Genomic DNA, 17372 nt, shown 5'->3' on the forward strand with positions numbered 1-17372 from the left:
CAGCTCCAGAATACCGCCTAACCCATTAACCAGTTGGGTAAGAACAGCACCAGGTTGGGAACAAAAATAATGGTCAGAACAACGGCGATAACCGCCAGCGCCAGAGGCAACAATTCACGACTGTAGTCGACAAAGGAACAGCCGAGGATGCCGCAGACGGCGTACATGGAAATACCCACCGGTGGCGTCATGCCGCCGAAGGTCACCAGAATCATCATCACCAGGCCGAAGTGCACCGGATCGATGCCTGCGGCAGTGATGACCGGTACCAGAATCGGCGTCAGCAACATGACCACGACGGTGGCTTCGAGCAGCATGCCGAAGAACACCAGCAACAAGGCCAGCGTCAGCAGCAGTGCCCACTGGCTGGAGAACACGCCGACGGTCAATTCGGCGATGCTTTGCGGTACGCGTTCGAACGACACGACGTAACCGATGACACCGGAAAACATGATGATCAGCATGATCACGCCGATGTCGCGCACACCAGCTTGCAGGGCTGCCAGCACTTGCTTGAGCGACATTTCGCGGTGAATCAGACAGCCAACAATCAACGCATAGGCGACGGCAAACGCACCGGCTTCGGACGGGGTGAACAGGCCGTAACGAATGCCGATCAACAACCACAGCGGAAACAGCAGCGCCCAGATGCTTTCGCGCAACGCGACCAGCACTTCGCGGCCGGTCGGGCGGCTGTCGAGCACCGGTTTATAGCCGCGTTTTTTGGCGACAAAGTAAGTGGTCACCATCAGCGCGACCATCAATAAAAAGCCGGGTACGACACCGGCGATAAACAACCGGCCGATGGAAACCTCACCCAGATAACCGTACAGAATCAGCCCGATGCTGGGTGGAATCGTCGCGGTAATCAGACCACCAATAGACAACACAGCGCCGGTAAAACCGGGCGCATAACCTTCACCGGTCATGCCTTTGCCGAGCACGCGCGATTGCATGGCGGCATCGGCCACGGCCGAACCAGAAACACCACCCATCAGCGTACTCAACACCAGACTTGCTTGTGCCAGGCCGCCGGTCATCCAGCCGGCGAGCAGCGTCGACAGCCGAATCAGTCGCGGCGTAATGCCGCTGGCGTTCATTAAATGGCCGAGCAAAATAAACAGCGGCACGGCCAGCAACGGAAAAGATTGCGTCGCCGAGACAATACGCTGGGCGCCGATGTTCACCGGCAAAAAGGTGTCCGGCAGCAGAAAATAACTGAAGCCGGCAATGCCAATGGCAAAGGCGACCGGCATACCGATGGCCATCAACAGCAGGCCGAAACACAGAAGCAGAGTGGCGGTCATGGGGTTTCCTCCGGATCGGGAGTGAATACCCGCATCAGGCCTTCGCGCCACAGACGACGCAGCAGGGAAATCATCATCAGAACGGCGCCGGCAGGTAACGCCAGAGTGACATAGCCGTAACTTAAATCAGCGACGCCGAGCGGGCGTTGCCAGTTGGAGAAGGCGAGCGGAAAGCCGTACCAGGCCAGCAGGCCGAGAAAGGCAAACATCATTAACAGGCACAGCACGATGACCGGACGCAACAACAGCGGCGGCATCATGGTGGTAAAAATATCAACGCGGACCTGAGAGCCGTGGCGCAAGGTAATGTCGGCGCCCAAAACGGTGGTCCAGATAAACAATAATTGCGACAACTCGGCACCGCCCGCAAACGGCTGACCGATGGCGCGCATGGTTGAGCTGGCAAGCATGGTGAGTGCGGTGGCGCTGAGCAGAATTACGGCCAGCCACTGCTCAATGCGGTCGTACCAGTGCCACATAGAGGTACCTCGAATGCAAATGGAAAGTGGCGCTTGCGCCTTCGTGACGCAAGCGCCGGTCGGCTTAGTTGCCGAGCAGTTGATCGCGATATTCGCTGTAACCCAGTTCGTCGTAGACGCCGCTGACGGCATCGCGGAAGACGCTGGTATCGACTTCATTAAAGGTCACACCGGCCGCTTCCATGGTGGCGCGAACGGACGCTTGTGCATCGATGGTGGCCTGGCTGGCTTCGGCGCCGGCCTGGAACAGTTCTTCATCGACGATGGTGCGCAGGTTTTCTGGCAGGCTCTGATACCAGGCTTCGGATGTTGCCAGGCCGGTCATCAGATGGATGTGCTTGGTCAGGGCGATGTTGGTAACCACTTCTTGCAGGTTCTGGCCGTTGGCGGCGGTCAACTGCGCTTCGGCGCCGTCGATCACACCCAGTTGCAGCGCCGAATAGACTTCGGTCCACGGCAGCGGAGTCGGGGTGGCGCCCATGCCGGAAATGGTTTTGATCCAAACCGGAGAGTTGATGGTGCGCACGCGCACGCCGTTCAGGTCAGCCGGAGTGTTGACCGGTTTTTTGGTCAGCATCTGACGCGAACCCTGGAACCAGTTGTAGTTCAACAGGCGCAGACCGGAGTTTTCGGCCAGCTGATCGACCCAGGACTGGTACAGATCGGATGAGGTGATCTGGTCGTAATCAGCCGGATCTTCGACCAGGTAAGGCGCGCTCAGAATACCCAGTTCCGGTTGGTATTCAGACAGACGACCGGCATCAACCAAAATGGCGAAGTTGGCACCGCTGCGGATCTGCTCCAGGACGTCTTCATCGGAACCCAACTGGCTGTTGGGGAAGATGCGCAATGTCAGTTCACCGTTGCTGCGCTCTTCAATACGCTCTTTGGCGGCCTGCATGGATTGCACGATCGGGTCTTGCATGCTCAGAGCGGATGACAGGTTCAGTTCGTAATCGGCCAGCGCCTGGCTGCCGACCATTGCCAGCGCGATGGCGGGCAAAAGCTTGCTGATTTTCATAGGTACTCCAAATCTTGTTGTTGTGGCTGAAGCTGAAAGTAAAAAAAACCAGTGGTTGTCACCCAAGGGTTGCAACCGCTTCGTGAAGATGACCGCACAGGCGGTCGGTTACGCCGGACAACAGCAGGGCAGGTACACCCTCAGCCGAATGCCCGTTTCCGGGTGGTGCCGGATTCGCCGGCAAACATCTGCGGAAAGCGTTCGGTCAGATCGGGCAGCGAGCGCAAAATTTCGCGCAGGTGTGCCTGCATATGGCCGCGCGTGGCTTTGACGTCGCGTGCGGCAATGCTGTCGATAATATGGCTGTGTTGCTCGATCAATTTGGGCAGCGGTGTGGTTTCCGGCAGCGACAGATAACGCACTCTATCCAGTTGCGCTTTGACTTCCTGGGTCACGCGCCAGGCGGCATCGTGACCGGAACCGAGCGACAGCGTGCGGTGGAAGGCTTCGTCGAGCTCGAAGAAACGATCGTGATCGGCCGGTTCGATGCAACGCTTCTGACGTTCAATCAGATCGCGCAATTCATAGAGCACCTTGTCATCCAACCCTTGTTCGGCGGCCGAGCAGGCCACCGCCACTTCAACGGCTTCACGCACGAAGCGCGCTTCGGTGACCGCCGTTTGTGAAATCTGTACAACATAGGTGCCGCGCTGCGGACGAATTTCCACCAGCCCGGCTTCAGATAAACGAATAAAGGCTTCACGCACCGGTTGGCGGCTGACGGAAAAGGCGTCGGCGATTTCTTTTTCCGATAACGCCTGACCCGGGGCCAAGGTCATACGGATGATCGATTGGCGCAGCACGTCGTAGATACGCTGGCGCATATTGCTTTCGGATTGGGCGTCATCCCACAGGGCGATCAAGTCGGCAGTCATATTTGTTGTTATCTTCCATTCTTGTCTAACTAGTATGGTAGTGAGACCATTCGTGGCCTGTCAAACAAAAAAAATGAGCCTGTGATATGTCGATACCTGCGAATTTGTCTGCCCCGGAAATCCTTTGTTTTGGCGAAGCCATGGCGCTCTATGTGGCGCAAACGCCGGGCGATCTGGCCACCGTTGAACACTTTCAGCGCCGTCTGGCGGGGGCCGATAACAACGTCGCCATCGGTCTGTCGCGGCTGGGTTTTGACGTTCAGTTTCTGAGCCGCGTCGGCACCGACAGCCTGGGCCGCTATGTGCGCGCCAGCCTGGAAGCCGAAGGCATCGATTGCCGCTCGCTGATTGAAGATGCGCAGCACCCGACCGGTTTGATGTTCAAAGAAAAGGCGCAAGACGGCCGCGACCCCAAGGTCGAATATTTCCGCCGTGGCAGCGCTGCCAGCCATATGAGCCCGGCCGATGCGCAAGCGCTGGATTTATCCGGCCTGCGCCATCTGCATCTGACCGGCATTACCGCGGCGCTGTCGGACAGTTGTCTGGCCTTGTGTGAAACCTTGATTGGTAAGGCGCGTGACGCCGGCGCGACGATTTCTTTCGACCCCAACCTGCGCCCAAGCCTGTGGCCGAGCGAGACGGTGATGCGCGACACCTTGAATGCCTTGGCGCGCCAGGTCGATTGGGTGTTGCCGGGTCTGGCTGAAGGTCAGTTGTTGACCGGGAAAAACAGCGCCGAGGCGATTGCCGATTTTTACCTCGATGGCGGCGCCAAAGCCGTCGTCATCAAGCTGGGACCGGAAGGCAGTTTTTATCGCGGTGAGCTGGATGGTCAGCGTCATAATTTGCAGGTAGCGGGTGAAGCGGTGGCCGAAGTGGTCGATACAGTGGGTGCCGGCGATGCGTTTGCCGTGGGTGTGATCAGCGCTTTGCTCGATGGCCGCCCCGTTCAGCAAGCGTTGCAACGCGGTAATCGTCTGGGCGCGCGTGCCGTTCAGGTGGTCGGCGATATGGAAAGTCTGCCCGACCGCCGAACCTTAACGACTCTGGAAGCGGACAACAGCGCCCTTTAGTTAGTGGCGCATTACTGTCCGTCTTGCAATGGCGGTTAAGCCCCGGCGGCACTACTTTTAATGTTGATGACAATAACAAAGGGCCGCCCGCATGACGCTCAAGCGACGTCTGATAGTCACCTTGCTGGCAGCAGGGCTGCTACCGGTGTTGATACTGGCCGTACTCAGCACGCGCGATGCCCGCATGGCGTTGGAAAATCAGGCCTTTGCGCAGCTGGAATCGGTACGGGCAATCAAAAAATCCGCCATTGAACGCTATCTGGTCACCATCGTTGACCAGGCCTCAAGCCTGGCCCGCAGTCAGGCGGTGGTCGATGCCATGGTGGAATTTGCCGAGGGTTATCGGCTGTACGCCCGTGAATCGGGACGCTCACTGTCATCTTTGCGCTCGCGCGTGCTGCCTTATTACGCCGAGCAATTCCAGCCGCGCCTGCTCGAAGCCCATCCGCAGGCGCAAATAGACCCTGAAGCCATGCTCGAACCACTGAGCCTCAGCGCCTTGGCCATGCAATACGCCTACATCGTCAACAACCCCAATCCGCTGGGTGCCAAAGATGAGATGACCTCGCCCAATACCTTCTTTGGTTACGATCAGGCGCACAGTCGCTGGCATCCCTATTTCCGCGATTTCCTGCGCCGCTTCGGCTTTTACGACATCTTCCTGATCAACAACAACAGCGACGTGGTTTATTCGGTGTACAAGGAAGTCGATTTCGCCACTTCCTTGAATGAAGGCCCTTATGCCGAATCCGGTCTGGGTGAGGCCTATCGGCGGGCGCTGGAATTACCCGCAGACGCAGATGCCGTGCTGTTGGATTTCAGCGTTTACCGGCCGTCCTATGATGCCCCGGCCGGCTTTATGGCGGTGCCGGTGTTCGCTAATGGTGAACGCGTCGGTGTGCTGGCGTTGCAGTTTCCCGCCGAACGACTGGGCAGCATCATGAATGAACGCGCCGGGCTGGGCCAAACCGGTGAGACTTATCTGGTCGGCAGCGACGGCCTGATGCGTTCCGATTCAGTGATGGACCCGGAACATCACAGCGTGGAAATGTCGTTTCGTCATCCCGACACTGGCAGCGTTGATACCGCCGCCGTGCGCGCTGGTCTGGCGGGTGAAACCGGCAGCCTGATCGGCATCGATTACAGCGGCGGTACGGTGTTGTCGACCTATGCGCCCATCACCACGGCCGGGCTGGACTGGGTGTTGGTGGCCGAACAGGACCAGGCCGAAGCCTTCGCGCCGGCCAATCAACTGTTGACCAGTGCGGCGATCATTGTCGCTGGGCTGGTGGTGATTGTCGTCGGCATCGCGCTCTATACCGCGCGCAGCATTCTCAAACCTCTGGGCCGTGAACCGGCCGATTTGCAGCGCGTGGCGGTCGCCATTGCCGATGGCGATTTGCGGCTCTACGACGCGGAAAACCAGGCGACCAGCGGCGTTTACCGGTCGATGCAGGACATGGTGAATGGCCTGCGTGCGCTGGTGCAGCACATTATCGAAGCGGCCGATCAGCAGGCGTCGTCGGCGCAGCAGTTAACGGCGATCACCGGTCATACGCTGGCAAACGTCAATCGGCAAAACGAGCAGACCGAACAGGTGGCGACAGCCATCGAGCAGATGAGCAGCGCCATCAACGAGGTGACGCGCAATACCAACGAATCGGCGCAGGTGGCGAAAACCACGCATCAGGCGGTGAATCAGGGGGTTGATGATGTGGTGCAGATGTCCGCCGACATTAACCAGATGTCCAGCGACCTGCGCGATGCCAACGCCCGCATTCAGGCGTTGCGTGAAGAAATGAAAGGCGTCGATGCCATCCTGGAGACCATCAAAGGCGTTGCCGAGCAGACCAACTTGCTGGCGTTAAACGCGGCCATTGAAGCGGCGCGAGCCGGTGAACACGGTCGGGGTTTTGCCGTGGTGGCCGATGAAGTGCGCAGCCTGGCGCAAAATACCCAGACGGCGACTGATGAAATTGCCGCCACCGTCGATTCGTTGCTGGTGTCGTCTCAAGACGCCGCCAACCTCACCGACGAATGCAGCAGCTCGGCGCAAGCCATTGCCGAACGTTCCACCAAGACCGCCGAACGCTTGCGCGATACGCTCAAAGAAGTGCAGCAGATTGTGGATATCACCTTGCAGATCGCCAGCGCTTCGGAGCAGCAATCGACGGTCGCCTCGGAAGTCACCGCTCATATCTCGCGCATTTCCTCCATGGCCTCGGAAACCGAAACCGCAGTACAGGAAATCAGCGTCGCCAGCACGGGTCTGACAAAGTTGGCGAGTGAACTGCAAAGCAGCGTCACCCGTTTTCATCTGGACTGACAGGACTGAGCGGCTGGAACGCTGTGTTCGGTATAATTGGCCGTCGGTATTTTGGCGGAAAAATTGTTCTTTTGAACGATAAACCCAGCACTTAAGGTTATTTGTGTTGCGACATCACTCAGCCGATCACCTCCCCAATGCTGACTAAAATTCGCTCCCTCTGTCGTTAATTTGACGCTGAAATAATTCCCGACCAACGTTTCAATTGACTCCGCAAAAGTTGATCACAATCAAGCTTCGTTGACTTTGGCCGACATCCCTAGATGATGGCACACGGCTGGATTGAGTGAAAAACGACCACCGGCCGATTCGCGCACTAACACTAGAAACCGTATCGCACTGCAAAAACAACAGGGATCACCCTGACTCCATCATGCCCGCTATCACCGATTTTCGGTGAGCCAGTCTCATCGAACAGGGTGGCTGTGTCTGGTGGATATTCGATGTGTAAAGGAGTAATGGATGTCTTTGAATATTCGCGCCCGCATTCTGGTGCTGGCGATCGTACCTTTGGTCTTGGTGGCGGCATTGCTGACCGCCATTAACCTGCGCCAGGCGTCGATCATGGGCACGCAATCGGTGACTGCCTTTGAGCGCAGCCTGTCGCAAACCTACGGCACCCAACTGGACAGTTATCTGTCGCTGGCACGCACCGCCATTATTGATCTCTACCAGGGCAACGTTGCCGGCAGTGAAGCGCAACGCCAGCAGCGGGCGCTCGATATTATCCGCAAGCTGCGTTACGACGATTCCGGAGCACCGGGTTATTTCTTCGTCATGGACGATAAGGTGAACATGCTGGCGCATGGCGCGAATTCAGCGCTGGATGGCCAGAACCACGCCAACCTGGAAGATGTTAACGGCGTGCGCTTTTCCAAAGCGATGGTCGATAAAGCCACCTCAGGCGTCGATGAACCGACCCGCTATTGGTGGAATAACTCCGCCGGTGTGCCAGCGCCGAAAATCAGTAAGGCGATTTATCTGCCGGACTGGAACTGGGTGATTGGTACCGGCTTCTATATCGATGGTCTGGAAGCGCAATTAAACGTCGCCCGCGACGAAGTTCAGGAACACCTGACCCGTGCCACCGGTATTTCCTTAACCGCAGCGGTGCTGGCGGTGTTGGGCATTGCGGTGGTGGCTTTAGTGGTGGCTCGCGGTATCAGCAACCCGTTACGCCGGGTGGTCGATGCCATGGATGATATTGCCAATGGCGATGGCGATCTGACGCAGCGACTGGACATCCACAGCCGCGATGAGATCGGCGCGCTGAGCCGCAGCTTCAATGCCTTTGCCGATCAGGTAACGGCGCTGGTGCAGCAGATCCACCGTTCTTCCGGCGACATCAACGGCTCGGTCGCCAAGCTCGATGCCATCCTGAGTCAGACCGAAACCGGCGTTATCAGCCAGCAGGAAGAGAGCGATCAGGCGGCGGCGGCCATCAACGAAATGGCGGCGGCGTCTCAGGAAGTTGCGCGTTCGGCCAACGAGGCGGCCATGGCGGCCAACGACGCCGAGCAACAGACCGAAGATGCGCAGTCCAAGCTGGGCCGCGCCATAGCGGTGATTGACGGCATGGCCAATCGCGTCAGCGAAGGCGTTGCGGCGACGCAGAACCTGAGCAAAGAATCGGACGCCATCGGTGCGGTGCTGGATGTGATTCGTGATGTCGCCGAGCAAACCAACCTGCTGGCGCTGAACGCAGCCATCGAGGCAGCGCGCGCCGGTGAGGCCGGTCGGGGTTTTGCCGTGGTTGCCGATGAAGTGCGCAAGCTCGCCAGTCGCAGTCAGCAATCGACCGAAGAGATTGAAGCCATTGTTACCCGCTTGCAAAACGGCTCCAGCGAAGTGACGCGGATGATTGAATCGATTCGTGGCAGCAGTAACGACACCGTAGCCGAAGCGCACGAAGTGGAAACAGCCTTGCAAAGTGTGTTGGCGGCGGTGAATACCATCAACGGTCAGAATGCTCAGATCGCCAGCGCGGCGGAAGAGCAGAACTCGGTGTCGGAAACCATCAACGAGAACATGCAGCGCATCGTTACCGTTTCCAGCGACACCGCCACCGGCACCAAGTCGGCGCGTGATTACAGCCGGCAGCTGTCGAAGGCTGTTCAGGATCTGGACGCCATCGTTAAAGGTTACCAAGTGTAATCGTCATTCAAAAAGCTCCGAGCCAGCCTGGCTGGTTTGGAGCGGGCTACTTTTTCGCGCATTAAAAAAAATGTCCGGTTCAGCGGTCCAATCTAAACTGCTCTGCGTATTAAATGTTTCTAATATTCAAAGCAGGAAAATGGCAATGAAGTTCGGTATCACCTCTGATGCGGATGCAGTCTTAAAGGCCATCGACAGCTCTCAAGCAGTTATTCAGTTTAAGCCCGACGGCACCATTATTAAGGCGAATGACCTGTTTCTCGATTTGATGGGTTATCGGCTGGATGAAGTGGTCGGTCAACATCACCGCCTGTTCGTAGAGCCTGGCATGGCGGCCAGTGCTGAGTATAAAAAGTTCTGGGCCGATTTAGGGGCGGGCGATGCTAAGACAGCAACCTTCAGTCGCCTGGCCAAAGATGGCAGTGAAGTTTGGATTCGCGCCACCTATACGCCGGTGATCCGTGGTGGCAAGGTGCAGCGCATTATTAAGTTTGCAACCGATGTTACCGCTCAGGTCACCGCAAAGGCCGAGGCCAAATCGCAGCTTGATGCCATCCGTCAGGTTCAAGCGGTGATCGAATTTAATCTCGACGGCACCGTCATTAATGCCAATGATAATTTCCTGCAGCTAATGGGTTATGGGCTGCATGAAATAAAAGGTCAGCATCACCGTCTTTTTGTTGAAAAAGCCGAAGCCGACAGCGCTGAGTACCGGGCGTTTTGGGAGGCGTTACGCCAAGGTGAGCATAAGACGGCGGAATTTAAGCGCGTTACAAAAGATGGCAGCGAAGTTTGGATTCATGCCACCTATAACCCGATTCGCGACGCCCAAAACCGGGTCGTGAAAGTCATCAAGTTTGCCAACGACATTACCGCCGAAGTGCGCAAGCGCGAGCAATTCCGGATGCTGTCACTGGTGGCCGATGAAACCGATAACGCTGTAATCATCACCGATGCTCAGCGTCGCATTCTCTATGTGAACCCGGGCTTCAGTCGGATGACCGGTTACAGTCCGGATGAATCGCTGGATCGCAAACCGAGTGAAATTCTGGTCGGTGCTAACACCAATGCCGCCACTCGAGAACGTATTCGCGGCGAACTGAACAGCCGTCGTCCGTTCTATGACGAGGTGGAAGTGCACCGCAGTGACGACAGCCCGATCTGGGTATCGGCGACGGTGAACCCGGTGTTCGATCCGCAAACTAAAAACCATACCGGTTTTGTCGCCATTATGGCCGACATTACCGACGTTAAAATCAAAGCACTGGAATCCCAGACCCGCTTTGCGGTGATCAATGAAACCAATGTATTGATTGAGTGGTCACGCGATGGCCAGTTGCAGGCGCTGAATGATTACCTGCAGCAAAGCCGTGGTTTGAGTCGCGAGGCTTTGGAAAAGTCGCTGTCGTCCTGGGAAAACTACCTGGATGACAAGCAGCGTCATGACTTGCTCGAAGGTCAGAGCGTTAAACTCGATATGTCAATTTCGGTGGGGCAACAGGAGGTTGGCATCGGCGCCACCTTTACCGCCATGCGCGACAGCCAGGGTAAAGTCACCAAGGTGATTTTGTACGGCACCGATATCAGTGAGCGCATGAAAGTGGTTCAGACCAGCGAAGCGGTAATGGGCCAGTTGCTGAAGTCGGGTGAAAACATCAATCGCATGGTATCGAGCATTAATGCCATTGCCGAGCAAACTAACCTTTTGGCATTGAACGCGGCGATTGAAGCGGCACGTGCCGGTGAAGCCGGTCGCGGCTTCGCGGTGGTGGCTGATGAAGTGCGCAGCCTGGCGGCCAAGGCCGGTTCGTCGGCCAGCGAGATTGATCTGGTGGTGAGCAAGAACCAGGAGTTGTTGACCACCTTGTCGGCAACTTTGAACGATTTGAGCGGTGAACGTACGACTGCTTAATCGCTGGCGTTGTCTGCCATGATGTCTGCGTAGGTGCCGTTGGCGCGAATGGTTGCCAGACCTTTGGCCAAGGCGTCTTGCAGTCGGTCGGTGCGTGATGAATGCAAGGGCATTAACACCACGGTATTGCTCTGTTCAATGGTATGGTCCTGTATGACCAAATCCGCTGCGGTGGGTACGTCTGCTTGCAAGTCGTTTATATAAGCGCGGGCAGCGACCTGATCGAAAGCGGCGACATCGAAGCGGCCATAAGCCAGCATGCGAAACAACAATTCCTCGCTGTTGACGATCTCCAGTGACTGGCCGGTGCGTTCGATCCACTGATAAAAATCGATGCCGATTTGGTAACCGACAACGTTGCCGAATTTTAAGCCATCAAGGTCATCAAACTGTTGCCAGTCCCGTTCCTGGCCCGGTGCAAATACCAGGCTGAAGGTGTGCTCGAACACCGGTACCGACAGCGCGAAATGTTCGCGGCGATCGCCTTGATCGGTCCAGGGGAAGGTGCCATCGATCTGGCCTTCCTCGGCCATGCGATAGGCGCGTGGCCAGGGTACAAACAAAAAGTTGGCTTCGTGCGATTGGGTGGCCAGGGCAGCACTGACAATGCGCGGTCCCAAACCATAACCTTTGGCATTGCGATCAACGAAGGGCGGAAAATCGTCGATGGCAAAGCTAAAGACATCGGCTTTGGCGGTCAGCGCGAGGATGATGACGAGTGATACAACCCACTGTTTCATTCACCGATCCATAGTTCATTCGAACGTTCAGTCGAGATAGCTTGACTGGCATCCTCGCTTTTTTTAAACCGAATTACTACGCTTGGTTTCACAACTTTCAGTCGCGAAACAGATCCACCTCGATGCCAGCGCTGGCAAACAGATGATCGCGACTGCTCTCCAGGCCGTGACGCAAATGTTCAATATCGACGTCCAGTAACCGACCTTGCCATTTGCGAATCTTACCGGCGACCAGAACCGTATCGACGTTGCTGCGATCCATTAATGACACCACCGCACCGGGCACATTATTCAGCGGTGCCACGTTCATCGCCTGGGCATTGAGCAGAATAATATCGGCCTCTTTGCCCGGCGTTAGTGAACCGGTTTTGTGGTCGAGTTTTAACCCGCGAGCGCCTTCGATGGTGGCAAAACGCAGGCAGTCACGAGCGGTTAATAAAGCCGGCAGGTTTTCTTCACCGGCCAGCGCCGCCTCGTTAATAAAGGCGCGTTGCAGGGTGAGGGTTGAGCGCATCTGAGTAAATGGATCGGCCGTCATGGTGCATTCCACATCGGTCGATAACGAGGGTTGCATGCCCAGGTCGAGGCATTTTTGAATGGGCGGCATGCCGTGGCGCATGGTCATTTCGATCGGAACCGACAGCGATACATGGGCACCGGCTTCCGCGGCTTTTTGCCAGGCCAGGTCGCTCATGCCGGTCATATGAATAAAGATATTGTCGTCGCCGAATTCACCGGCGCTGGCGAGTTGATCGAAAGTCGGTGCCATGCCGAAAGTGCCCACCACATGCAAGGCGATGGGCAAACCCAGTTCGCGACCCACACGCCAGGCATTTTCATAGCCGGGCAGATAAATTTCGCCACCCATGATCATGCTGGTCAATTGGTCGTCGGAACTGAAATGTTCTTGGCGAATGCGCCGCGCATCTTCGGGGTAACGCGCATCCTCGCCCCAGCCTTCGAAGTAACCAAAGACCGCGCGCCGACCGGTATCACGCAACGCCTGAATCACCGAATCGGAATGCTCCGGCGAATGGTGAATCTGGCTGACGTCCATGACGCTGGTCACGCCGGTATCGAGTTGCGATAAACCACCGAACAGTTCATTGATGTAGACGTCTTCGGTGCGGTATTGCAACGACAAGGACTGCAAAATAGTTTCGTAATAATTGCGTTCGCTGTGCGGCTGACCATCGTTGATCAGAATGCCATTGACCAGAAATGAGCGCAGCGCGGTTTCGAATTGATGATGGTGCGTATCGATAAAACCGGGCATAACGATCTGGCCGCTGGCATCGATGACTGCCGCATCCGGCGCGTCGATATGGGCGGCAACGTCGACGATGCGGTTGCCTTCGAGCAATACATCGCTAACCGGAAAATCACCGATGTTATCGTCCATGCTTAACACCGCACCGCCACGAATCAGGGTGCGCCGCCCGGCCTCACCGACACCTTGCGGTCGTGCTTTGGGTTCTTGCTTAGCGGCAGACGTTGCACCGGGCGCGAGCAAAGGCGCATCGCCTCCGCCAGCGGCCATTTTCAGAAAGTCACGCCGGCTATCGGCGGCTTGCGCTTGATTGCGATGATCACAGAGACGACACATTGGTTTGTTCCTCTTGTTGTTGTTTTTGTCGTAGTCCAGACGCGAAGCTCGGGTACTGCTTACTTTGCTAATAAGTTCCTCAGTGACCGAACTTCACCTTTGGACCATTGGCGGAACTATGAATACTTATGGTTTTGTATCTTGGCGTCACAACAACTGGCAGCACTCTTCAAACGACAAACGTGGCAGCCGTTCACGCAATTGAGTTCGATCGCCATAGCCGATATTGCATAAAAAGTTACTGCGGTAGGCGTGATGTGCGCTGTCGCTGAAAAACAGTCGGTCAACGGTATCGTTATCGAAGCCGGATAACGGGCCGCAATCGAGCCCTAAGGCACGCGCGGCCATAATGAAATAACCGCCTTGCAGACTGGCATTGCGCATCGCGGTTTCTTCACGCAAGGGCTCGTTACCGACAAAGTCGTTGCGCGCTTCAGCGTGGGGAAACAGCCTTGGTAACTGATCGTGAAAACGACGGTCGTACGCCAGAATCACCGTGACCGGAGCCGCTTCCACCTTGGCCACATTGCCAGCGGCCAGCGCTGGCAGTAGCTTTTGTTTGGCCTCAGGCGAGCGCAGAAAAACCAGTCGTAACGGGCTGCAGTTTTTACTGGTCGGACCCAGGCAAACCAGCTGGTACAGTTCGCGCAATAATCCATCCGGCACCGCTTTATCGAGCCAGTAGGAAAAGGAGCGACCCTGATAAAACAGTTGCTCAAGACTGGTGTTGGCTAAAGCGCCCTTGTCAGAAGTGCTCATCACGAATCCTCAGTACAGATACGCCAGGGTGGTCGACAACGACGGGAAGGCCGTCAGTACCGCCAGGCCGACCAGCATGGCAAAGAAAAACGGCATCACGCCTTTGAAGATTTCCTGAATCGGTACACTGTCGTCATTGAGGCTGGCTTTGACGGTATACACCGAAATACCAAAGGGCGGCGTGACCAATCCAATCTCCACGGCAATCACGGTGATGACGCCAAACCAGATCAGATCGAGGTTAAGGAACTGGGCGATGGGCAGGACGATGGGCAGCACGATCAACATGATCGATACCGAATCGATGATGCAGCCCATCAAGATAATGACCAGTAAATAGAGCACCAAAAACTGATAAACACCCAACTCCAGACTGGTGACCCACTGGGCAATATTCATCGGTAAACCGGTCAGCGCCAGCATACGGCTGTACAACGATGCAGCCAGAATCAGGAACAAAATTGAGACCGCCACATGGCCGGTTTCGCTGAGTACACCATAGAAGGAACGCCAACTGAGTCGACGTTTAGCCAGCGCCAACACCAGCGCACCACAGGCACCAACAGCACCGGCTTCGGTGGGCGTGAAAAAGCCGGAATAAAGACCGCCGAGTACCAGCAGCATCAGCAACAGGATCGGCACCAGCTTGGCCATTAACTGGCCCAAGGTGGGTTCGTCTTCGTGCAGATCGGCGTGGTTATAGTCGGCGCGTTCCATAAAGCTTGGGCGCAACCAGGCGATCAAAAGAATGGTGGCCACAAACCCCAGCGCCAGCAAAATGCCCGGCACGATACCGGCGATAAACATCCGCCCCACCGATTGCTCGGCCAGTACGCCGTAGACAATCATCAACAGCGACGGCGGAATCAGCATGCCCAGAACCGAGCTGCCGGCGACCACGCCGACGGAAAATCGAGGCGTATAACCATGGCGGCGCATTTCCGGAACCGCGACCTTGGTGAACACCGCCGCCGAGGCAATGGAGACGCCGGTGATGGACGCGAACACGCCATTGGCGCCGACGGTGGCGATGCCCAGACCGCCGCGCAGCTTACGCAGAAAATGTTGAAACACATCGAAGGTGTCACGGCCAATGCCGGAGATCACTACCAGCAATCCCATCAGCACAAAGAGCGGCACCACGCCGTAGAGATAGCTGCTCAGTGAATCGTTGGCCGCCGCGCTGACCATGCGAGTCGCCAGTTCTGGTCCGCGCAAGGCGGCGATGGCAACAAAGGAAACGCTCATTAAGGCGATGGCGATATGCAGGCCGATATAGATCAAGACCAGCATCGCAACAATGGCGATGGCGCCGATTTCCAGACCACTCATTCGGCGTCCTCCTCAGTGACCACAGGCGGGTGAATGACGCAGCGGATTTCATTCAGCGCCAACAATAAATATTGCAGCACCGTAACGGCTGCGCAGATCAGCACTACCAGACGAATGGGCCAGATCGGGAAGGTAAAAACGCCTTCGACACCCATGAATAAATCCCGCTCAACCGCGTTGAGATAGACCGGCAGGGTGCCGTCGAAAACGATCGCCAGCATGGTGGCACCGGCGAGAAAAAACAGCGTCTTCAGACCATGACCGAGACGTGGATGTTTGCGGGTAAAGCCGGCGATAAAAATATCGGCCTGCGCCATACGACCATGACGCAACGCGCTGGCCAGTTGAAAAAAGACAATCATTACGATGGAGGCAGCGACCAGCTCGGCCACGCCCTTGATCGGTTGATTAAGAATATTGCGCGACAACACGTCGGCGCAGATCAGCGCCATGATGGCGAAAATCAATACTGAGCCGATGGCGTTTAAGCCGTCGGTCAGGGCGCCAAACCAGCTTTGTTGCTGGGTCGGACCCTTAAGCCAGGTCGAAAGAGTCACAGTCAGGCTCCTAGATGCGAACCCGGCGCAAGGCCGGGCTCGGTTGAAGAGTGAGTGGCAGGGACCGCGCCGTTATTCCTGATCCCAGGCACGTGCCGGTTCGAAACCGCGCTCACGCATGGCGTTCATATAGGTGCTGAGCAATTCGGCCGCGGGCAGACCGCGCGCTTCATTGCGTTCAACCCACTGATTCGCCAGATCCGGCATGCCGTCGATCCACTGTTGACGTTGGGCGTCGGACAATTCGAACACCTGCACCGGTGGGTTCTGACGGGCGCCAAGAATGAGCATTTCTTCAAGCGCATCTTCATAGCGCGCGGCGAGGTCGGTGCCGTGGGCTTTGGAATAAACCGAGCCGGCTTCCATCAAGGCGTCCTGAACCACTTCCGGCAAGCTATCGAAACGGTCCTGGTTGAAACCCAGACCGCCGGAGAAGACCACGCCCATGTTCACCTTGGTGATGTAAGGCGCTACTTCGTAGACCCGCGCCGGCAGAATGCCGGTGGCCAGGCTGACCACGCCTTCAGAGACGCCGGTCTGAATGTCGGTGTAGTAGCTGGCCAGAGTGCCATCGACCGGAGTGGCGTCGACCGGGTTCAGCCAGACACCCAAAACGCCCGGCGCTGAAATGCGGCGACCGTTGAAATCATCGAGGCTGTCGACTGGAAAGTTGGTGTACAGATCGTAGGTATCGGATGCGGTGGCGCCGAGGAAGACCACACCGTTGTCGGTCCATTCGCTGGCGAGCGCCGGTTCGGAACGTACCAGGTCGTTCATCACGTCGAGCATCAACACCGGGTCGCCGGTGGTGAACGGCGTATAGGCGCTGATCTGGCTGAGTGGCATGCGAGAGCCTTCCAGATAGCTGAACACCCAACCCATGTCGGCGATGCCATCGCGCACCGAGGTCAGCGTTGCATTAGCGCCATAAAGCTGGCCGGCATAAGCCTCGGTCCACTGAATTTTATAGCGACCATCGGCGGCCAGAATGCGGTTCACTTCGGGAATAAAAACGCCAGGAATCATGCCGACCCAGGGAATGGTGGTCGGGTGACTGGAGCCGACCGTCAGGCGAATGGTTTCTTCCGCCTGGCTGGCCAGTGGCAACGCCGCCAGGGCGCTGGCCGTCAAGCCGAGGGTGATGCCGGCGAGCCGGCGCTGAATGGAAATATGGTTCGGTTTCATAGCAATCTCTCTTTCGGTTTTGTTGTTGTACAGAGTGATTTGAGGC

General features: G+C 56.8%; 13 protein-coding genes and 2 pseudogenes. 5 read left to right on the top strand and 10 right to left on the bottom strand.

Annotation, left to right across the window (positions count from 1 at the left end):
* Positions 1-17: 17 nt before the first annotated feature.
* From ABMA60_RS15540 to ABMA60_RS15555, 4 genes are all read right to left on the bottom strand, one after another.
* The gene (locus ABMA60_RS15540; RefSeq protein ID WP_392804872.1) at positions 18-1307 is read right to left on the bottom strand and encodes a TRAP transporter large permease; all 1290 of its coding nucleotides are present in this window, start codon (positions 1305-1307) and stop codon (positions 18-20) included.
* Entirely contained in the window at positions 1304-1786 is a 483-nt protein-coding gene (locus ABMA60_RS15545) for a TRAP transporter small permease (protein ID WP_392804874.1), read from the bottom strand. Before ABMA60_RS15545 ends, ABMA60_RS15540 begins: the two co-directional genes overlap by 4 nt.
* A gap of 64 nt (positions 1787-1850) precedes the next feature.
* Positions 1851-2807 carry a C4-dicarboxylate TRAP transporter substrate-binding protein gene (locus tag ABMA60_RS15550; RefSeq protein ID WP_392804877.1) on the bottom strand — a complete coding sequence of 319 codons (957 nt, stop codon included), beginning with the start codon at positions 2805-2807 and terminating at the stop codon, positions 1851-1853.
* Positions 2808-2947: 140 nt separating this feature from the next.
* On the bottom strand, positions 2948-3682 hold the full coding sequence (locus ABMA60_RS15555; protein ID WP_392804879.1) for a GntR family transcriptional regulator: 735 nt from the start codon (positions 3680-3682) through the stop codon (positions 2948-2950).
* Between the two features lie 86 nt (positions 3683-3768).
* Here ABMA60_RS15555 and ABMA60_RS15560 point away from each other — a divergent pair, with 86 nt between their 5' ends.
* The 5 genes and pseudogenes from ABMA60_RS15560 to ABMA60_RS15580 form a co-directional block, all read left to right on the top strand.
* Positions 3769-4755, top strand: coding sequence for a sugar kinase (locus ABMA60_RS15560; RefSeq protein ID WP_392804882.1), 987 nt, complete (start codon positions 3769-3771; stop codon positions 4753-4755).
* Between the two features lie 91 nt (positions 4756-4846).
* A complete protein-coding gene (locus ABMA60_RS15565; RefSeq protein ID WP_392804884.1) occupies positions 4847-7081 on the top strand; it encodes a methyl-accepting chemotaxis protein in 2235 nt (744 codons plus the stop codon).
* A gap of 462 nt (positions 7082-7543) precedes the next feature.
* Positions 7544-9235, top strand: coding sequence for a methyl-accepting chemotaxis protein (locus tag ABMA60_RS15570; RefSeq protein WP_392804887.1), 1692 nt, complete (start codon positions 7544-7546; stop codon positions 9233-9235).
* A 145-nt stretch (positions 9236-9380) separates the two neighbouring features.
* Positions 9381-10478: pseudogene (locus ABMA60_RS15575) on the top strand (PAS domain S-box protein); the annotation flags it as partial.
* A gap of 351 nt (positions 10479-10829) precedes the next feature.
* Positions 10830-11031, top strand: a pseudogene (locus tag ABMA60_RS15580) (methyl-accepting chemotaxis protein); the annotation flags it as partial.
* Between the two features lie 112 nt (positions 11032-11143).
* Here the strand turns inward: ABMA60_RS15580 and ABMA60_RS15585 are convergent.
* The 6 genes from ABMA60_RS15585 to ABMA60_RS15610 form a co-directional block, all read right to left on the bottom strand.
* The gene (locus ABMA60_RS15585) at positions 11144-11887 is read right to left on the bottom strand and encodes a substrate-binding periplasmic protein (protein WP_392804890.1); all 744 of its coding nucleotides are present in this window, start codon (positions 11885-11887) and stop codon (positions 11144-11146) included.
* A 97-nt stretch (positions 11888-11984) separates the two neighbouring features.
* Positions 11985-13493: an amidohydrolase family protein gene (locus ABMA60_RS15590; protein WP_392804892.1), complete on the bottom strand. Its 1509-nt coding sequence runs from the start codon at positions 13491-13493 to the stop codon at positions 11985-11987.
* 147 nt (positions 13494-13640) lie between these two features.
* A complete protein-coding gene (locus tag ABMA60_RS15595) occupies positions 13641-14252 on the bottom strand; it encodes a malonic semialdehyde reductase (RefSeq protein WP_392804894.1) in 612 nt (203 codons plus the stop codon).
* A gap of 9 nt (positions 14253-14261) precedes the next feature.
* Complete coding sequence (locus ABMA60_RS15600; protein ID WP_392804897.1) at positions 14262-15584, bottom strand: TRAP transporter large permease; 1323 nt, start codon at positions 15582-15584, stop codon at positions 14262-14264.
* Positions 15581-16141 (bottom strand): TRAP transporter small permease subunit, encoded by a 561-nt coding sequence (locus tag ABMA60_RS15605; RefSeq protein ID WP_392804900.1) that lies wholly within the window; start codon positions 16139-16141, stop codon positions 15581-15583. The genes ABMA60_RS15600 and ABMA60_RS15605 overlap by 4 nt, the downstream gene beginning before the upstream one ends.
* Before the next feature lie 72 nt (positions 16142-16213).
* Positions 16214-17326 carry a C4-dicarboxylate TRAP transporter substrate-binding protein gene (locus tag ABMA60_RS15610; RefSeq protein ID WP_392804903.1) on the bottom strand — a complete coding sequence of 371 codons (1113 nt, stop codon included), beginning with the start codon at positions 17324-17326 and terminating at the stop codon, positions 16214-16216.
* Between the last annotated feature and the right edge of the window lie 46 nt (positions 17327-17372).

It is taken from the genome of Saccharospirillum sp. HFRX-2, assembly GCF_043196805.1.
GTDB lineage: Bacteria > Pseudomonadota > Gammaproteobacteria > Pseudomonadales > Natronospirillaceae > Saccharospirillum.

What these genes read in the sequence shown, in the direction of transcription:
- ABMA60_RS15560 (WP_392804882.1), top strand. Translation starts at nt 3,769, where the DNA reads ATGTCGATACCTGCGAATTTGTCTGCCCCGGAAATCCTTTGTTTTGGC.
- ABMA60_RS15590 (WP_392804892.1), bottom strand. Translation starts at nt 13,493, where the DNA reads ATGTGTCGTCTCTGTGATCATCGCAATCAAGCGCAAGCCGCCGATAGC.
- ABMA60_RS15540 (WP_392804872.1), bottom strand. Translation starts at nt 1,307, where the DNA reads ATGACCGCCACTCTGCTTCTGTGTTTCGGCCTGCTGTTGATGGCCATC.
- ABMA60_RS15555 (WP_392804879.1), bottom strand. Translation starts at nt 3,682, where the DNA reads ATGACTGCCGACTTGATCGCCCTGTGGGATGACGCCCAATCCGAAAGC.
- ABMA60_RS15595 (WP_392804894.1), bottom strand. Translation starts at nt 14,252, where the DNA reads ATGAGCACTTCTGACAAGGGCGCTTTAGCCAACACCAGTCTTGAGCAA.
- ABMA60_RS15565 (WP_392804884.1), top strand. Translation starts at nt 4,847, where the DNA reads ATGACGCTCAAGCGACGTCTGATAGTCACCTTGCTGGCAGCAGGGCTG.
- ABMA60_RS15570 (WP_392804887.1), top strand. Translation starts at nt 7,544, where the DNA reads ATGTCTTTGAATATTCGCGCCCGCATTCTGGTGCTGGCGATCGTACCT.
- ABMA60_RS15610 (WP_392804903.1), bottom strand. Translation starts at nt 17,326, where the DNA reads ATGAAACCGAACCATATTTCCATTCAGCGCCGGCTCGCCGGCATCACC.
- ABMA60_RS15545 (WP_392804874.1), bottom strand. Translation starts at nt 1,786, where the DNA reads ATGTGGCACTGGTACGACCGCATTGAGCAGTGGCTGGCCGTAATTCTG.
- ABMA60_RS15600 (WP_392804897.1), bottom strand. Translation starts at nt 15,584, where the DNA reads ATGAGTGGTCTGGAAATCGGCGCCATCGCCATTGTTGCGATGCTGGTC.
- ABMA60_RS15550 (WP_392804877.1), bottom strand. Translation starts at nt 2,807, where the DNA reads ATGAAAATCAGCAAGCTTTTGCCCGCCATCGCGCTGGCAATGGTCGGC.
- ABMA60_RS15585 (WP_392804890.1), bottom strand. Translation starts at nt 11,887, where the DNA reads ATGAAACAGTGGGTTGTATCACTCGTCATCATCCTCGCGCTGACCGCC.